This is a genomic window from Anaerofustis sp. NSJ-163, assembly GCF_024135845.1.
Taxonomy (GTDB): domain Bacteria; phylum Bacillota; class Clostridia; order Eubacteriales; family Anaerofustaceae; genus Anaerofustis; species Anaerofustis butyriciformans.
Window position 1 is genome coordinate 94,575 of sequence record NZ_JAMYJV010000004.1, and the last position, 15,961, is coordinate 110,535.

General features: G+C 25.9%; 16 protein-coding genes. 1 reads left to right on the forward strand and 15 read right to left on the reverse strand.

Annotation, left to right across the window (positions count from 1 at the left end; translation table 11 throughout):
* Nucleotides 1-15: 15 nt before the first annotated feature.
* The 7 genes from M6G78_RS06740 to M6G78_RS06770 form a co-directional block, all read right to left on the reverse strand.
* On the reverse strand, nt 16-384 hold the full coding sequence (locus M6G78_RS06740) for a hypothetical protein (protein ID WP_253229967.1): 369 nt from the start codon (nt 382-384) through the stop codon (nt 16-18).
* Nucleotides 385-549: 165 nt separating this feature from the next.
* Complete coding sequence (locus M6G78_RS06745) at nt 550-2,610, reverse strand: hypothetical protein (protein WP_253229968.1); 2,061 nt, start codon at nt 2,608-2,610, stop codon at nt 550-552.
* A complete protein-coding gene (locus tag M6G78_RS06750; RefSeq protein ID WP_138269730.1) occupies nt 2,585-2,914 on the reverse strand; it encodes a hypothetical protein in 330 nt (109 codons plus the stop codon). Before M6G78_RS06750 ends, M6G78_RS06745 begins: the two co-directional genes overlap by 26 nt.
* Nucleotides 2,915-3,018: 104 nt before the next feature.
* Nucleotides 3,019-3,819, reverse strand: coding sequence for an ABC transporter permease subunit (locus tag M6G78_RS06755; RefSeq protein WP_253229969.1), 801 nt, complete (start codon nt 3,817-3,819; stop codon nt 3,019-3,021).
* Complete coding sequence (locus M6G78_RS06760) at nt 3,812-4,699, reverse strand: ABC transporter ATP-binding protein (protein WP_253229970.1); 888 nt, start codon at nt 4,697-4,699, stop codon at nt 3,812-3,814. The genes M6G78_RS06755 and M6G78_RS06760 overlap by 8 nt, the downstream gene beginning before the upstream one ends.
* Before the next feature lie 47 nt (nt 4,700-4,746).
* Nucleotides 4,747-5,064: a hypothetical protein gene (locus tag M6G78_RS06765; RefSeq protein ID WP_253229971.1), complete on the reverse strand. Its 318-nt coding sequence runs from the start codon at nt 5,062-5,064 to the stop codon at nt 4,747-4,749.
* A gap of 77 nt (nt 5,065-5,141) precedes the next feature.
* Complete coding sequence (locus tag M6G78_RS06770) at nt 5,142-5,330, reverse strand: TetR/AcrR family transcriptional regulator (RefSeq protein WP_253229972.1); 189 nt, start codon at nt 5,328-5,330, stop codon at nt 5,142-5,144.
* Between the two features lie 114 nt (nt 5,331-5,444).
* Between M6G78_RS06770 and M6G78_RS06775 the strand changes: the two genes are divergently transcribed.
* Nucleotides 5,445-6,074: an N-acetyltransferase gene (locus M6G78_RS06775; RefSeq protein WP_253229973.1), complete on the forward strand. Its 630-nt coding sequence runs from the start codon at nt 5,445-5,447 to the stop codon at nt 6,072-6,074.
* A gap of 24 nt (nt 6,075-6,098) precedes the next feature.
* Here M6G78_RS06775 and M6G78_RS06780 read toward each other — a convergent pair whose 3' ends face one another.
* From M6G78_RS06780 to M6G78_RS06815, 8 genes are all read right to left on the reverse strand, one after another.
* On the reverse strand, nt 6,099-6,944 hold the full coding sequence (locus M6G78_RS06780; protein ID WP_253229974.1) for a histidinol-phosphatase HisJ family protein: 846 nt from the start codon (nt 6,942-6,944) through the stop codon (nt 6,099-6,101).
* Between the two features lie 12 nt (nt 6,945-6,956).
* Nucleotides 6,957-7,967, reverse strand: coding sequence for a DNA polymerase III subunit delta (gene holA, locus M6G78_RS06785; RefSeq protein WP_253229975.1), 1,011 nt, complete (start codon nt 7,965-7,967; stop codon nt 6,957-6,959).
* A 35-nt stretch (nt 7,968-8,002) separates the two neighbouring features.
* Nucleotides 8,003-9,496, reverse strand: coding sequence for a ComEC/Rec2 family competence protein (locus tag M6G78_RS06790; protein ID WP_253229976.1), 1,494 nt, complete (start codon nt 9,494-9,496; stop codon nt 8,003-8,005).
* Nucleotides 9,497-9,592: 96 nt separating this feature from the next.
* A complete protein-coding gene (locus M6G78_RS06795; protein ID WP_253229977.1) occupies nt 9,593-10,741 on the reverse strand; it encodes a M20 family metallopeptidase in 1,149 nt (382 codons plus the stop codon).
* 20 nt (nt 10,742-10,761) lie between these two features.
* A complete protein-coding gene (locus tag M6G78_RS06800; protein ID WP_253229978.1) occupies nt 10,762-11,262 on the reverse strand; it encodes a hypothetical protein in 501 nt (166 codons plus the stop codon).
* A 69-nt stretch (nt 11,263-11,331) separates the two neighbouring features.
* Complete coding sequence (mnmA, locus tag M6G78_RS06805; RefSeq protein ID WP_279222120.1) at nt 11,332-12,417, reverse strand: tRNA 2-thiouridine(34) synthase MnmA; 1,086 nt, start codon at nt 12,415-12,417, stop codon at nt 11,332-11,334.
* A gap of 14 nt (nt 12,418-12,431) precedes the next feature.
* On the reverse strand, nt 12,432-14,882 hold the full coding sequence (locus M6G78_RS06810) for an ATP-binding protein (RefSeq protein ID WP_253229979.1): 2,451 nt from the start codon (nt 14,880-14,882) through the stop codon (nt 12,432-12,434).
* Nucleotides 14,883-15,959: a DNA repair exonuclease gene (locus M6G78_RS06815; protein ID WP_171020628.1), complete on the reverse strand. Its 1,077-nt coding sequence runs from the start codon at nt 15,957-15,959 to the stop codon at nt 14,883-14,885. It lies immediately after the preceding gene.
* Nucleotides 15,960-15,961 lie beyond the last annotated feature (2 nt).

Sequence of the window (15,961 nt, forward strand, 5' to 3'; positions counted from 1 at the left end):
AAAAAAAGGTAAAGGTTATTTAACCTTTACCTTTTTTACAGAAGAGAATGAAGAATAAACTTTCTTTCCTCCTACAACTTTATATGCTCTAACTTTATAATAATATGTCTTTTTAGATGTTAATTTTGTTTTTGTATAACTTGTACTTTTTGTTGTTTTTGTAAGAACATATTTACCTTTACTGTTTTTCGTATATATTTGATATCCGCTTGCATCGGATACTTTATTCCATTTTATATATGCTTTCTTCTTCCCTGCAGAAACTTTAATACTTGTACTTTTTAAAACAGGTTTGACTTTTACAGTATTATATTTGCTCTTAACAAGTCCATTGGAATTATTATATGCAACAACTCTATAATAGTAATAACTGTTACATGTCAAAGAAGAATTTATATAATAATTATATTTACTGCTTACAGTCTTTATAAGTTTATAGTTTTTGGTCTTTGCATCATATCTATAAATATAATATCCCTGTGCATTGCTTACCTTATTCCATGTAAGTTTAACAGCATTATAATTATAACTTACACCTTTTGCTTTTACTTATGATAAAACTACTTTTGGCTTTTCAACGGTCGTATCATCTTTTGGAGGGTCAACTGTCGTATTTCCGCCTTCTGAAGAGCCACCTTCTCCATTTCCCGTATTTGTATTATCATCTTTATTCAAATACTCGTTATATTTAACCAACGTTTTATATTTTACACTATCTCCCAAATAAGCATATATCTTATCACTTCCTAGTATAAAAGACATAGAACTTGCATTTGAATAAATGTTGCTGCCAACTTTATTCCATGAAGAATCTTTATAACTATACATTTTAGCAACACCATTTGAATCAACAACACCTAAATATAAATCACCATCTTTTATATCAAATGAAATACTATTTACCTTTTCTTCAAAAGTTGCTACTTTATCAGTACTCCAAGATTTACCGTCTGAACTTACTGCAATATTCGTCTTATTTAATGATGTATTATAAGTAAATGCATATATATTATCTTCTGAAACAACAAGCTTCTGGAAATGATTTGCAGAAGAATTCACATTATAAACTTTTTCAAATCCGTTATTTGTTTGTTTATAAAGGATTCCGCCTTCATTTTTATTTTGGAAGTCAGATAACATTACATAAAGTTCATTTTTATACAGAGCCATACTTGGTGCCATTAAATATTTACAATCAGTTATTTTACCAACTGTTAAAAACTCACTTCCATTCCATTTCATAACAGTAACATTGGTATTATCCAAGTCGTATAAACAGTATAACTCTCCGTTTAAATTTATGGCATATGGAACATTTGCATAACTTCCATTTGTACTTATTCTGCTTTTTTCTATCCAATTACCATTTTCATATTTTTTTAATACAACACTCTCTTTTTTTGATGAATAATCAGCATAAAAAATATAAACTTCATTATTTAAAATAACAAGATTACCATTGTTTACATCACTGTCAACTACACCTAATGATGAATATGAACCATCTTTATATTGATATACTTTATTTTTATTTAAAAAATATAAAGTATTCCCTATTTGTCCAATTGATTTTGCATTATCGCTATCTGCAAAATAATTTGTATTTAAAGATGTATCAGTCAAATCCGACCATAGATTTTCACTTGAATAATCAGGAATTGTTATATCAAATGTAATATAATCATCGCCCTGTGATGTAACTTTAAGTTGAATTCTACTATTAACATCATTTGTATAAACAAGTGCATTATCTTTTATAGTTGCATTTTCATCACTGCTACCTATCTCACTTCTTTTTCCGTCACTCAGTGATAATACAGCATTATTTATATCTCCAGCAAAATCATTTATACCTGTATCATTAGGTCTAAATACATAAATATAATTTTTATTGTTAAAATTACTTTTTTCACTATCGCTTAAAGCATCGTTTACCCTGTAACATACAAGACCCGAATAAGGAATTTGACTATCCACATTATTTGAATCACTTATTTTTGTTTTTTTTCTGTATTCAAAAACAAAATATTCATTATCTTTTAGAGGAGTTTTGACCATTACAGCATTATCTCCCTTTTCTGAGTAAGGAGTATAAAGTGTAACACTTTTTGTTCCGCTTCCCGAAATATCCTTTATTGTATCAAAACCTAACATTTTTCTTGTTTGTGCAAGAGGATAAGCAGGAGCACTACCGACTTTGGACATTACATCATATGGTCCAACAGGTGTTTTACTGCTGTCTTTGCTATATAAATCAAGCACTCCAAGAGAATGTAAAAACTCATGTACCATTGTAGGAATAAAGTTACTTGTTTGATTATTCAAAATATTATAGTTAGATATTTTTTTACCTGCTATGGTAAAATTATAATTATTATTATCTGCCTTATGAGGCCAAATAATATCAGTATTATCCTTAGGTGCATTTTCTTTATCTATTTGTACGACAATGGTTAAATTATCAATATAACCATCACTGTTTTTGTCTACTTCGCTTGAATTAATACTATTTTCAAATTCTTCCATTTTTAATAGACATTCATTTAATAAAGCCTGAGAACTGTTATATTCTGATTTGTTTTTATCAAGAGTAATATATGTTATCTTCATTTTTTTGAGGAAAATAAGATCTTACATTTAATTGTCCGTTTGATAAAATATTTAAATATTTTTCAAATGAATTTGGTATATAGCTATCTGAGTTATCATTAACTTGGTTTTCAAAATAAGTAAATTTCGAATATTTTGCATTATATGTATAATCTTCATTATATGTTTCTTTCGTATCATCTTTAAATTTAACAATAAAGACGAGATTCCCCATTTCTTTATTTGCTGCATTAATGTTTGGTACAAATAAAGATAAACTTACAAATAATATCATTAAAAAAGTTAATATTCTTTTAAACTTCATAATAATCCCCTTGTAAATTATATTCATTCTAACTTATTTCGGATATTCTACTATATATAATATTAAAAAGCAAGTAATTTATAAAAAAACAGCTAAAAGCTGTTTTATATTGATAGATCTTTTTTACAGAATACTTTTATCCCTATACAAAATAATAATATACCGATAACATAAAGTATTATGGCAAATAAAACTCCTAAAATATTACCTTCTATAATCTTTGTTGTATCAAATAATGTAAGTGGAGTAAGGTATTTTAAGTATGAAAATTTTTCTCCAACACCGGAAATCATTTGTATTAATAAAAACAAAACATTTAACCCTATTCCAACAGACAAAGCATATCTGGAATCATTAAATATACAACTTGTTAAGAAGCATATGCCTAAAATAAATATCCAAAGTCCAAATACACCACAATTGACCAAGAGAAATTTAGGTATATCAAGTTCTCCATTAAACATAACCTGACTTAAAATAATAATTAATGAAGATATGTATATAACCAAAATAAGTAACATAAAAATCATAACAAATAACCAAGAAAAAATTATCTTAAATCTACTGTTTGGTGTAGATAAAATATAAGATAAAGATCCTTTATCGGTATATTTTACAATAAGCCTATTGGTTAATATTCCTATAAAAACAAGAGGGAAAGCAATAAACAAGAACCCATATAAATAATTACAAATAAATTCAATTAATGAGGTTCCCGGATTAGACATATTAAAAGCAGAAAAAATACCTGACATACTTTCTGACATCATTTTTAAACTTTCCCCAAGTTTTGGATCAAACATACTTACTATCATCGAAGAATATAGAGTCAAAATAGCCATAAATATAAATAATATTTTATAATTAGATTTTATTTCTTTCTTTAAAAGTACTAAATTAATCATTTTTTTCTCCTTCATAATAATGCATAAATAGTTCTTCAAGACTTAAAGGTTTTATATCCATATCAACGACGTTAAACTTAGATAATAATTTTATTAGTTTATCTAAATTTTGTTTTACGTTAATTTTAACAGTATCTCCTTTAGGGTGAATATTCTTAAATAATGCAGTAAATCTCATAGCTTCTTTTTCATCTGCAAATTTAATAATAAAATGTTTGCTTTTTTGTTTAGTTAAAGAACTTATTTTTTCATTTAATACAAGTCTTCCTTCTTTTATGATAACGCTTCTATCACAGGTTTTTTCAATTTCTTCAAATATATGGGAAGACATTAAAATTGTAGCTCCTCGTTTTTTTTCTTCTAAAATTAAATCGATAAACTTATTTTGCATTAATGGATCTAATCCGCTTGTAGGTTCATCTAAAATTAAAATATCAGGATAATTCATAAAGGCACATATAATTGCAATTTTTTGTTTCATACCTTTTGACATTTTTTTAATACGCCCTGAAGCATTTAATTCAAACATTTCTTTAAGCTGATTAATTCTTGCAAAATCTTCTACACCTTTCATTTTTGCAATAAAATTAATAAACTCATCACCTTTCATGTCATCCATTAAAGTATTTTCTCCGGGTAAATATCCTAAATTGGTATTAATTTTTTTACTATTTAAAAAAGGATCTAACCCATTAACTTCTACACTACCTTTATCCGGTTTAATAAATCCAAGTAATGTTCTTATCGTTGTCGTTTTTCCTGCTCCGTTTGGGCCTAAAAATCCCATTATTTCACCTTTTTGAACGTTAAAACTTAAATCAAAAACGCCTTTATTGTCTCCATAATCTTTAGTAATGTTATTTACTTCGATAATATTCATTTCACTCTCCATAATAAAATTTATTTATAAAAATACTTTTTTAATAATTACATAATCTCATCAAATTCTAAAATGATATCAGAAGATGTAATTTCTTCATCCCTCATTAATTTTTCATGCAAATATCCATCCATAATCCAAATAAAAATTTTATATATCATAAACAAATCATTTTTATCTTTAAATTTTGATACATCTATATTATAAAAATATTTCTCATATGATTCATTAAATTGTTCTACTATAAGTTTTTTTATTTCACTGATGATATTTTTATCACTGCAATAATAACTTCTAATGCAAAAATCAAGTATATATGGATTTTCTTTTACTAAATCTAACTTTATTTTTACGGCATAATTCATTAAATCAAAAGAATCTTTTATTTGAGTTATTTTATCTTTTGATATTCTATTTTCAATTATTTTTATTATATTATCTATTAAAAATAAATACAGATTTTTTTATTTTTAAAATAATAAAAAAGCAAACCTTTTGATATTTCTGCCTTATAAGTAATTTCTTCTGTAACGACATTTTTATAATCATTTTTTGCAAATACTTCAATAGCAGCATTTATTATTTTATCTTGTTTTTCTTTTTCAAGCTCATAAAATTTTTCATTAATCATTTATTACTCCTAATACATATCTAATAAAAGTATATATTATTGACTTTTTTTGTAAAGCCTTGAGATATCTTTTTTATAATATTTTTTTATGCTATAATGATAACAGGAGGATATATGGAACAAAAAGAAATTACAATCAGAAATCTAAAAGATGAAGATTTACCTCAGATAAAAAACTTACTTTACGATACATGGATAAAAAAAGACTATGGAGAAAATGAAAGAGTGGCAAATGAAATTAGTTCAATTTTTATGTATGAACTTCTTTATCGCCAATCATTTTCAAACGTTGCAGTCTATAAAGAGAAAGTCGTAGGAATAATTCTTGGAAGAATAAACAAACATTATAAATTAAAAAACAACATCATATACATAATAAAATTAATACTACACTGTTTAAAAACTATACTTCTTAAAGATGGCATAAAAGCTTTAAAATCAGAAAAAGAAACAGCAAAAGTAAACAATGAACTTTTAAATAGTTTAAGTACAGACACAGATGGAGAACTTATTCTTTTTGCTTTAAACAGGAACATAAAAGGAAGAGGTTTAGGTTCTAAATTATTAAATTCTTTTTATAATTATATGAAAGAAAATAATGCAGATAAATTTTATCTTTTTACTGACACAACATGTGATTATGGGTTTTATGAACATAATGGATTTAAAAGAGAAAGTTCAAAAAATATTTATTTCAAAAAAGAACCTCAAACATATTTTATATACACAAAAAAATTAACTTAAAAAAGGACTTTTAAAAAGTCCTTTTTATATTTCAAAAGAAATAAATCCTTTCTCTTTATTAGAAAAAGTATATAATTTTTTTACGCCGGCAGCTTTTAATCTGCTTATTCCAAGATTATAAAGAAGATCAAGCATTTCCAAATTATGAGTATCAGATGACATAGTAAATTTAATTCCTTTATCATTTGCCATTTTGATAATTTCATTTGATGGATACAAACTTCTTACCCCATGCTTATATCCACCTCCGGTATTAAGTTCAAGTATAGCATCTATTTCTTTTATTTTATCAAGAACATCTGACACTAAATCTTTATACCATTTACTTTCTTCATCAAAGAATATTCCGTCTATATTATTCTTCTTTATTAAATCAATATGCCCTGCAACTTCAGGTTTTAATTCACATAAATTGTTATAATAATTCTCATAATAATCCATTACAAATTTTCTTGCATCATTATCGTAACTTCTCTTTAATGATTTTCTAAAAGTAGAACATAACTCATCAACAGGTTCCATAATCCCGTTTGCATTCGTTAAATGAACAGAACCTACAACATAATCTAGTCTATCTCTAATACTAGAAATATCACTCATTAAATATCCGCTTTCACCATATCTTTCACTTTCGATTCCGGCAAATATTTCGATTTTATCTTTATATTTTTCTTTATATTCATTGATTTTATCAACATATTCATTGTATTTTTCAGGTTTTAAAGAATGATTTTCATAATTATAAGTACAAACATGGTCGGTAATACCAAAATGAGTAAAACCCCTGTTTATTGCTTCAATAATTAATGTTTCCATTTCATCTTTACCGTCACTTAAATTCGTATGATTATGAAGTGATACTTTATACATCTTTTATACCTCCTATCTATTAGATATCTTTTCTACCAATATAATTCCGGCATCTTTTTCACTTATCTCTCCTATTTTTATTTTATAATCTAAGTCTAAACATAAGTCAAGAAAAACGTGAATTTCATTCAAAGAATATTTCTTTGAAGAAATGTTTGCCATTTTAACTGCATATGGATGGAGAGAATAATCTTTTACTATATCATTTTCCGTTTTACCTTTTTTTATATACTGTTTACATATATACATATTTTCAAAATTTCTTACAACAACACCAAGTATCTGCATAAATTTCACATCATTATATTTTAAATTATGCAAAAGTTTAAAAGCATAATCTGAATTTTTATCTCTTAGTGCATCAGTCAATTTGAAAATTTCATCTTGTATATTTACACTTATAATTTTTTTTATTTCATCAATATCTATTTTTTCTTTATTTATACTTGATAATTTTTTTATTTCACCTTCAAAATAACCTAAATCAACTTTACTTTCATCAACCAAATATCCGCTTGATTCTATAAAATATCCAACAGCATCATTTGTAAGAATAATATTATTTTCCTTTAATTTTTTTCTAACCCATGATTCAAGTGCATAAGCTTTAAATTTATCAAAGTCAACTATATCTCCATATTTTTTTATGGTTTTATATAAAGCTGTTCTTTTATCTAAAGACCCCTTCATCCATATTACAACTACTGTAGTTTTAGGAATATCTTTTATATAGTCGCTAAATTTTTTTGATATATCTTTACTTGTTATGCTCTCACTTTTAATAAAAACCATTCTGTAATTATCCAGCATAGGTAAAGTTTCACAAAGTTCAATAGCCTTATTTATATCAATTTTTTTATCATCAAATACAGAATAATTAAATGCTTCATATTCCTTTGAAAGTAAATTATTTTTTAAACTTTCAAGCATTTTTTTTGCAATATAATCTTCTTTAACATTAAATAAATATATATTCTTAAAATTTTTCTTTCTTATATTTTCATTTAATTTTATATAATCCATAATTTTCTCCTATCATCTTTTTTATTATGTCATCATTACCCTGTTTTATGTTTAATTGGGATTTTTATATATCCGCTTAACAACAGAAGAACAAAATAATATAAAATTATAAAAACAACACTCATATTTTCTATACTAACCATCGCGAAAGGAAAACTTGCAAGTATAGAAATAATATATCTAATAATGCTTAAAATTATATTTAAAAAATGAAGAAGGAACATTCCAAACAAGAAATTACCAAATATTCCTCCAACAATACCCATTATCATTATAGGTGCCATTAAAGGTACTATTAATAAATTACCTATAATACTTATGATAGAAACCGTACCAAATGAATTAAGTATAATAGGTATAGTAAACAAATATGCAGATATACTTACAGAAAATAATCCTACAACATTTTTCTTAAACCTGCTTTCTTCATAAAACATTTCAAGAATTTTAAATTGTATTACAGGTGCAAGTAATATAATACCTATTACAGCACTAAAAGATAATAAAAAACTTACATTAAATAAATTTAGAGGATTAATCATAAGCAATATTATTGCTATAATAAATATATTATTAAAAGCATCATTATCTTTTTCATGTTTTAGGGATAATAACTCATTTAAAATACACAAAAACATTGCTCTAAGAGCTGAAACAGACATACCCGCAAGCATAACATACATAAATAATATTGGAGCAACAATTAATGCTCTATATTTTTTATTTATGTTAAACATGGAAATTATAAATAAAATAACACCATAAATAAGTCCTACATGCAATCCAGATACTGCAAGCACATGACTTAATCCAACAGCATTAAAGTCTTCAGTAGTCTCTTCACTTAAACTTTTATCAGAGAACATTATGCCCATAATTAAATTTACATTTTCTTCATCATCAATATTTTTAAGTAAATTTAATTTAAAACTATCTCTTATTTCAAAAATTTTATCTAAATAGAAAATCAGATGCCCGCTTTTATTAAATTCAACTTTATTTGTATTTACATTTATATAATTATAAATGCCTATGGTTTTTAAATATAAATTATAATCAAAATCATCAAAAGCTTTTGGAGTTTTTACCTTACCTGTAAATTTATAATAATCTCCAACATTATATGTATGATAGTCATAATAAACGTTTATTAATACTTTATCTTTTATATGTACAGTTTTTCCTTCATCAAAAATATTTATATCTTTGACATAAAGCTGTGTTTTATCTTCTTTATAGACAGGTGCTTTAACAATTTTTGCCGTGAATGTTATATTTTTCTCAGCATACTTATTTAATTCACTGTTATAATTAAGCTTATAATTTGCATGAATAAAAGTAATAAGTCCAAATATTACACAAATAACAAAAATAGCTCTCAAAGAATTATTAGGAAAAAGTTTAAATAAAACAAGACACGACAAAGCCAGCCCTAAAATATAAATTAAAACAGGGCATTTCAAATACGCTGATAAAATAGAACATAAAACATATAAAAAAAGAACTATTGCCGGTCTTTTAATATCCATAAATATCTACCTTTTTTTAAATTCGTTATTAATAATTTTAACATAAATATTAATAAATTTCTTAAAAAAATAAAAAAGGGTATATAAATACCCTTTTTATATTATGCCTAAAGTTTTTATTATATTGATATTACCCATTACTCCATAAAGCAAGCTTTCTTCATCAAAATTAAAGTTAACACTATGAAGAGGATTTACATATCCTTTATCTTCTTCTCTTATTCCAAGTTCATAAAAGAATGAAGGAACTTCTTCACTGTAAAAAGAGAAATCTTCAGCACTTAAAATAGCATCTCCCAAAATATAATCATCACCAAATGCAGGCACAACTTTATCGTAAAGTTCTTTATCGTTATAAGTTATACCATAAAAAGGTCTCCAATCATATGTGATTTTACATCCATAAGCTTCGCTTAATCCATCTGCTAATGTATGCATTCTCTTATCTATAATATTATAAGTATTTTTATCAAGAGTTCTTATTGTACCTTCCACTTCAACGTGTTCGGCAATAATATTAATTCTATCTCCACCTTTAATAGTACCTATTGTAATAAGTCCTTCTTTAATTGGATTAATATTTCTACTTACAATACTTTGAATTCCATTTATATATTGTGCTGCAATAACAATAGAGTCAACACCGTTATGAGGAGCAGCTCCATGTGAAGCTTTACCGTCTATAAATACAGTAAATTCTGTCGAAGCAGCATAGAAGCCATAAGGTTTTGATGAATATTTCCCTTTTGGGATGTTTGGACTTAAATGAAGAGCAAAAACATTTTTAACATTATATTTTTTTAATTTTCCTTCTTTAATAATAAGTTTTGCTCCCCCGGGACCTTCTTCTGCCGGTTGAAAAATCAACAATATATTTTTTTTAAGTTTATCTTTATTTTCTGATAAATATTTTGCAAATACAAGAAGTATAGCCATATGCCCATCATGACCACAAGCATGCATCATATTACAATGTTTACTTTTAAAATCAATATCATTATTTTCTTCCATACTTAGCCCGTCCATATCGCTACGAAATGCGTAAGTTTCTTCGCTGCCTGCATTTATAAAACATAAAACACCTGTACTAGCTGTTTCTTCATATTTAAAACCTAAGTTTAAAAGATAAGTTTTTATATATTTGCTTGTTTCAAATTCCTTTAATCCTTCTTCTGGAATTTGATGTAAATCTCTTCTTATTTTTGTTATTTCTTCAAAATATTTTTCTTTAATCTGTTCAAACATTTTTTTCTCCAAGATATAAATTATTCTGTCTTTGTTTCATCAGTATTTGATTTTGTATTAGTTTTTGTTTCATCTGTTTTTTCTTCATTTGCCCATGGAAGAGTTTCTGAATATTCTCTATAAACAGTATGAACAGTTCTGCCTTTTGAATCAGTATTATACAAATGTAATAAATTAGCCCCAGGATCATAATTAAAAGTATATTCTATACTCCCATCCCCGCTTGTTGCAGTAAATTTTCCATCAGCTACTCCGCTTATTGTATATGTAGTAGTTGTAGGTGAACCTTCCTTTTTAGTAACGGTAACAACCATTGAAGATTCGTCAAGAACCATATCTGTTTTTGTTTCATCTGAAATCTTTTTCGCATGAGAATCTTGATAAATACTATCAAGAGTCCATTTATTTTCGATATCTGAAAAATCAGTCGAATGTTCTTTAGGCTCTGTACCGCAGCCGAACAGAGAAAAAAATAATAAAGTAGTAATTAAAATGCTTAATATTTTTTTTGTTGTTTTCATATAATCGTACCTCATATTTGTTTGTGATATATTGTATCATAAAGATAAGAATATTTTAAAACATTTTTATTAAAATTTAATTAACTTATCTATTGTTCCTCCACCTAAACATACATCGCCATCATAAAACACACCGATTTGTCCAGGAGTAACACCACTTTGTTCCTCATCAAAAATAACTTTTACTGTTTTTTCATCCAAAACTTCAACCGTTACTTTTTTTAAAGGCTGTAAATGTCTAAATCTTAAATCGCATCTAAATTTCTTAGCAGGAAACTCTCCGGAAACCATATTTACATCTGTGGCAATAAAACCATTTTTATACAATTTAGGATTTTTATCTCCTTGAACAATATATAATATATTATTTTCTAAATCCTTATCAGCAACATACCATCTTTCTCCGCTTCCACATCCGCCTACCCCAAGACCTCTTCTTTGTCCTAAAGTATAATACATCAAACCTATATGTTCACCCTTCTTTTCTCCGGTGTCCATATCAATCATATCACCTTTTTGGTTAGGCAAATAATTTTGTAGGAAATTTGTAAAATTTCTCTCTCCTATAAAACATATTCCGGTAGAATCTTTTTTCTTTGCGTTTCTAAATCCTTCTCTTTCAGCTATTTTTCTTACTTGTGATTTTTCCAAATCTCCTATTGGGAAAATAACTCTTTCAAGCTGTTTTGAACTTAATAAAGAAAGGAAATACGTTTGGTCTTTATGTAGGTCTTTTGCTTTTAAAAGTTTTGTTCCGTTTTCTGTATGTTCAACCTTAGCATAATGTCCCGTTGCAATATAATCTGCATCAAGAACATTCATTGCATAATCTAAAAAACACTTAAATTTAATTTCTTTATTACATAATACATCGGGATTAGGTGTTCTGCCTTTTTTATATTCATCTAAAAAGTAAGTAAATACATTATCCCAATATTCTTTTGTAAAGTTAACGGTATAACAAGGTATGCCAATATTTAAACATACGGCTCTTGCGTCATCATAATCTTCTTCAGCACTACATTCACCATTTTCATCAGTTTCATCCCAATTTTTCATGAATAAACCAATTACATCATATCCTTGTCTTTTTAAAAGATATGCACTTACGGCACTGTCAACTCCCCCGCTCATACCAATTACAACTTTTTCCACTTATACTTCTCCTTTTATAAAACTATTCTATTATAGTTTATACCTAATTCTTTTAAAGCTCTTTCTTCTCTTGTATGACATGTAAACATAATAATTTGTTTTTCATCTGATACTGATGCCAAGTATGACAATACTTCTTTTAACCTGTAATCATCATATTGAATAAAGCAGTCATCCAATATAATAGGCATTGTACTATTAATAAGTAAATTATCTATGATACTAAAACGAAGAGCAAGATATATTTGGTCAATTGTTCCATAACTTAATGTTTCAGCATCAACCATCTGCCCGCTTTCTTCATCAAGCACCATAACGTCCATATTATCATCAACTTTTACAGTAGAATATTTACCATTTGTGATTTTAGACATAATCTGTCCTAATGTTTCGTTAATTTTAGGTGCAACATTTGTATGGATATCTTTTGAAATACTATTAATTGTATCAATAGCCTTTTCAATTGCAAGAAGTTTAAATTCAAATTCTTTAATTCTTTTTTCATATTTATTTATGTCTTCATTAATTACACATAAAATTTCATTGAAAGAATTTGATTCTTCAAGTATTCCGTTTATTCTAGATAGTTTTGCAGATACATTTGTTATTTCATCATTGATCACATCAACATCATCATCTATAATGTTTCCATTATTAGATTTAACTAAGTTTAGAGTATTTTCATCAATATCTTCACCTTCAAATTTTTTAGCTAAAGCATCGATATCATTTCCGTCAATGATATTTAAAAGTAATTTGTTGTTACTTTCATATCTATCTATTAGTCTGTCATATTCTTCTCTTTTTTCTAAAGCTTCTTTAAACTCTTCAACATTTGAAATATTATTTTCTATTAATATTTCATTCATCTTATAAGTATTGTTGCTTATTTTTTCTTCTAATATTTTATTTGTTCCGTCAAAATCTTCTAAGTCCATTTTATATTTTTCAAGCTTATTTTGATTAAAAGAAAATTCTTTAGCAATAACACTTTTTTCTTCCAATATTTTAATTAATTTATGAGGATCTTCTTCACCGTAATCATTAAGAATTTTGTTAATTTCAACTTCATTTAACTCAATCATATTTTGAGTTCTAATTAAAGATGTATCATATTTTTCAAATTTCTTTGATGTTTCTTTATATACACTAAGTATTACAAGCTTCATAATTAAGCATATTACGGTTGCACCAAGTGCTATATAGAAATAAAGTAATAAAGATTTGCTTATTGTAAAGCTAAATGCAAGCATAAATGCAGATATTATTGCCATAACTACACAAACTATATTTATAACTTTATTTGTAGTAGATTTAGCAGAATAATCTTTTTCAACTTTAACATCTTTTTTTTCTGAAAGTCTGCCTTGAAGTCTTTCAATATTACCAAGCCTGTCTTTTAATATTTCTATATCTGAAATAATTTTATTGTAATCTTTACCTTTTGTTTCTTTATTTACTTCTTTATTTTCATCATCTAAACTTTTTAAAGCATTATTCACATATTCTTGTTTTTTTCTTAAATCGTCAATTTGTTCTTGTAAAGATTTGTTTTCACTATATAAATTCAAAAACTTTGTATATAAATCATTATTTATATCTTTATATTTTTTTAATTCCTCAATTTTTTGTCTTATCTTTTCATTATCAGCTTCAACAGATTTATATTTAAAATATGTTATTTTTTCTTTATTTCTTGCAATATCATTTATGTTTCTTAGAATATCTTTTTTCTTATTTAAAAGTTCATTTAATCTTTTTTCAAGTTTATTTGCTTCTAAATAATATTCTCTGTTTTCTTCCATTGCCTTAATGGCGTCTTCTCTTGATTTTTTTAGTTGTTCAAGTTTAATGACACTGCTTCCATATTCTGATTTAGATTGCTTTCTTGTTCCTATTAAAGCTTTTTGTTTTTCTAAATAATCAATGGCTTTATTAACAGAAATTTTATTATTATTTCCTTTTTCATAATTCGCCAATGCTTCGCTTATTTCTCTTTTAAAATCTTTTTCTGTTTTGTTACCAAGTTGAGAAATTGAGATTGTATTATTATATAATACGCTGTTTAATTTTATAACAGGAGAAATAATTCTTTGTTTTGTAGATGCGTCATAAGGAAGTTTATCTGTTAAATCTTCACCTGTTATATTATCAAATAACTTAAATTCTTCATTTTGTTTATCAAAATTTCTTTCAATCCTATATTCTCTTTTACCAATATTAAACTCTAAGCTGCCTTTATATAAATCACTATTCCATGGTTTATATTTTTTATATTCATAAGAATAAATTTTATTTTTACTGTAAGGCTTAAAGAAACCGAAAAATACCCCTTGAATAAATTTATGCGCAGTTGATTTACCTGCTTCATTGTTACCATATATTACATTTAAACCATCTTCAAATTTTATTTCTTTATCTTTAAATTTACCAAAACTTTTAATGCCTAATTTTCTTATTTTCATCTATTTGGACCCCTCATTCAGAAGTGCATCTAGACCAAGATACAAAGCTTCAATATCTATTTCATTTTCTCTTCCTTTTAATGCGTCAATATATAAACCTATAATATTATCCTTATTTTCGGTATAAATTTTAGGTAAGAAATAATCTGCTGAAGTATTGTCTATTATTTCTGCATAATACAATTCTTCATTTAATCTGGTTTTAATGTCATCTATGGTTACAAGTTCACTTAATGTTCCCTTTAAATTTATTCTATATAAGAAATTATCAATGTTTCCATTTGCTTTTTCTTTAACTAAATTTACGATTTCTTCTAAAGAGTCAATTCCTGTTATATCAACATTTAAAACTTCAAATTGTTTAACATTGTTCTTTATTAATTTTACAGAAACTTTTTTATCCTCTATTTGGCCAAAAATATATCCATGATACCCTTTTTCTGAAAAATCATGAGGTTCAAGGCTACCAGGATAAACAGAATTATTTGATAATTTAACAGATTTATGAATATGTCCAAGAGCGCAATAATCAAAACCTGATTTTTCTAATTTTGATTTACTTACAGGTAAATAATTCCCATTTGGATTTAGTAAGTCACAATGAAGTAGTAATATATTAGTTTTTGTTTTATCAAGTTTAGGTATTTCTAAAATATCTTTATTATAATATTTCTTTAAAAAACTTAACCCATAAATACAAGTATTTAAGTCTTCTAATTCAACTTTTTCCAATTTATCACTATTAAAAATAGTAACGTTATTTGGGAAAGGAAGTAAATTATAAAAAGATTTTTCATGCATAAAATCATGATTACCCGCAACAATAAAAACTCTTACTTCTGGAATCATTTTAAATCCATCTATTATTCTATTTACATCACTTGCTCTTACAAGTTCATCTTCAAACAAATCACCTGCAATCAAGAGAATGTCAGCTTCTCTTTTTTTGCAGGCTTTAATAACTTTATTAAATGCTTTAAACAGATCCTCTCTTCTTTCTCTTGCAATGCTTTTATCAAAAGAAGATGAAAGAAAAGAGGTTCCGATATGCAAATCTGCTGTGTGTATAAATTTCATAT

Coding starts and splice junctions, on each gene's coding strand:
- M6G78_RS06745 (WP_253229968.1), bottom strand. CDS start 2,610: ATGAAGATAACATATATTACTCTTGATAAAAACAAATCAGAATATAAC.
- M6G78_RS06750 (WP_138269730.1), bottom strand. CDS start 2,914: ATGAAGTTTAAAAGAATATTAACTTTTTTAATGATATTATTTGTAAGT.
- M6G78_RS06755 (WP_253229969.1), bottom strand. CDS start 3,819: ATGATTAATTTAGTACTTTTAAAGAAAGAAATAAAATCTAATTATAAA.
- M6G78_RS06760 (WP_253229970.1), bottom strand. CDS start 4,699: ATGAATATTATCGAAGTAAATAACATTACTAAAGATTATGGAGACAAT.
- M6G78_RS06765 (WP_253229971.1), bottom strand. CDS start 5,064: ATGAATTATGCCGTAAAAATAAAGTTAGATTTAGTAAAAGAAAATCCA.
- M6G78_RS06770 (WP_253229972.1), bottom strand. CDS start 5,330: ATGATTAATGAAAAATTTTATGAGCTTGAAAAAGAAAAACAAGATAAA.
- M6G78_RS06775 (WP_253229973.1), top strand. CDS start 5,445: ATGGAACAAAAAGAAATTACAATCAGAAATCTAAAAGATGAAGATTTA.
- M6G78_RS06780 (WP_253229974.1), bottom strand. CDS start 6,944: ATGTATAAAGTATCACTTCATAATCATACGAATTTAAGTGACGGTAAA.
- holA (WP_253229975.1), bottom strand. CDS start 7,967: ATGGATTATATAAAATTAAATGAAAATATAAGAAAGAAAAATTTTAAG.
- M6G78_RS06790 (WP_253229976.1), bottom strand. CDS start 9,496: ATGGATATTAAAAGACCGGCAATAGTTCTTTTTTTATATGTTTTATGT.
- M6G78_RS06795 (WP_253229977.1), bottom strand. CDS start 10,741: ATGTTTGAACAGATTAAAGAAAAATATTTTGAAGAAATAACAAAAATA.
- M6G78_RS06800 (WP_253229978.1), bottom strand. CDS start 11,262: ATGAAAACAACAAAAAAAATATTAAGCATTTTAATTACTACTTTATTA.
- M6G78_RS06810 (WP_253229979.1), bottom strand. CDS start 14,882: ATGAAAATAAGAAAATTAGGCATTAAAAGTTTTGGTAAATTTAAAGAT.
- M6G78_RS06815 (WP_171020628.1), bottom strand. CDS start 15,959: ATGAAATTTATACACACAGCAGATTTGCATATCGGAACCTCTTTTCTT.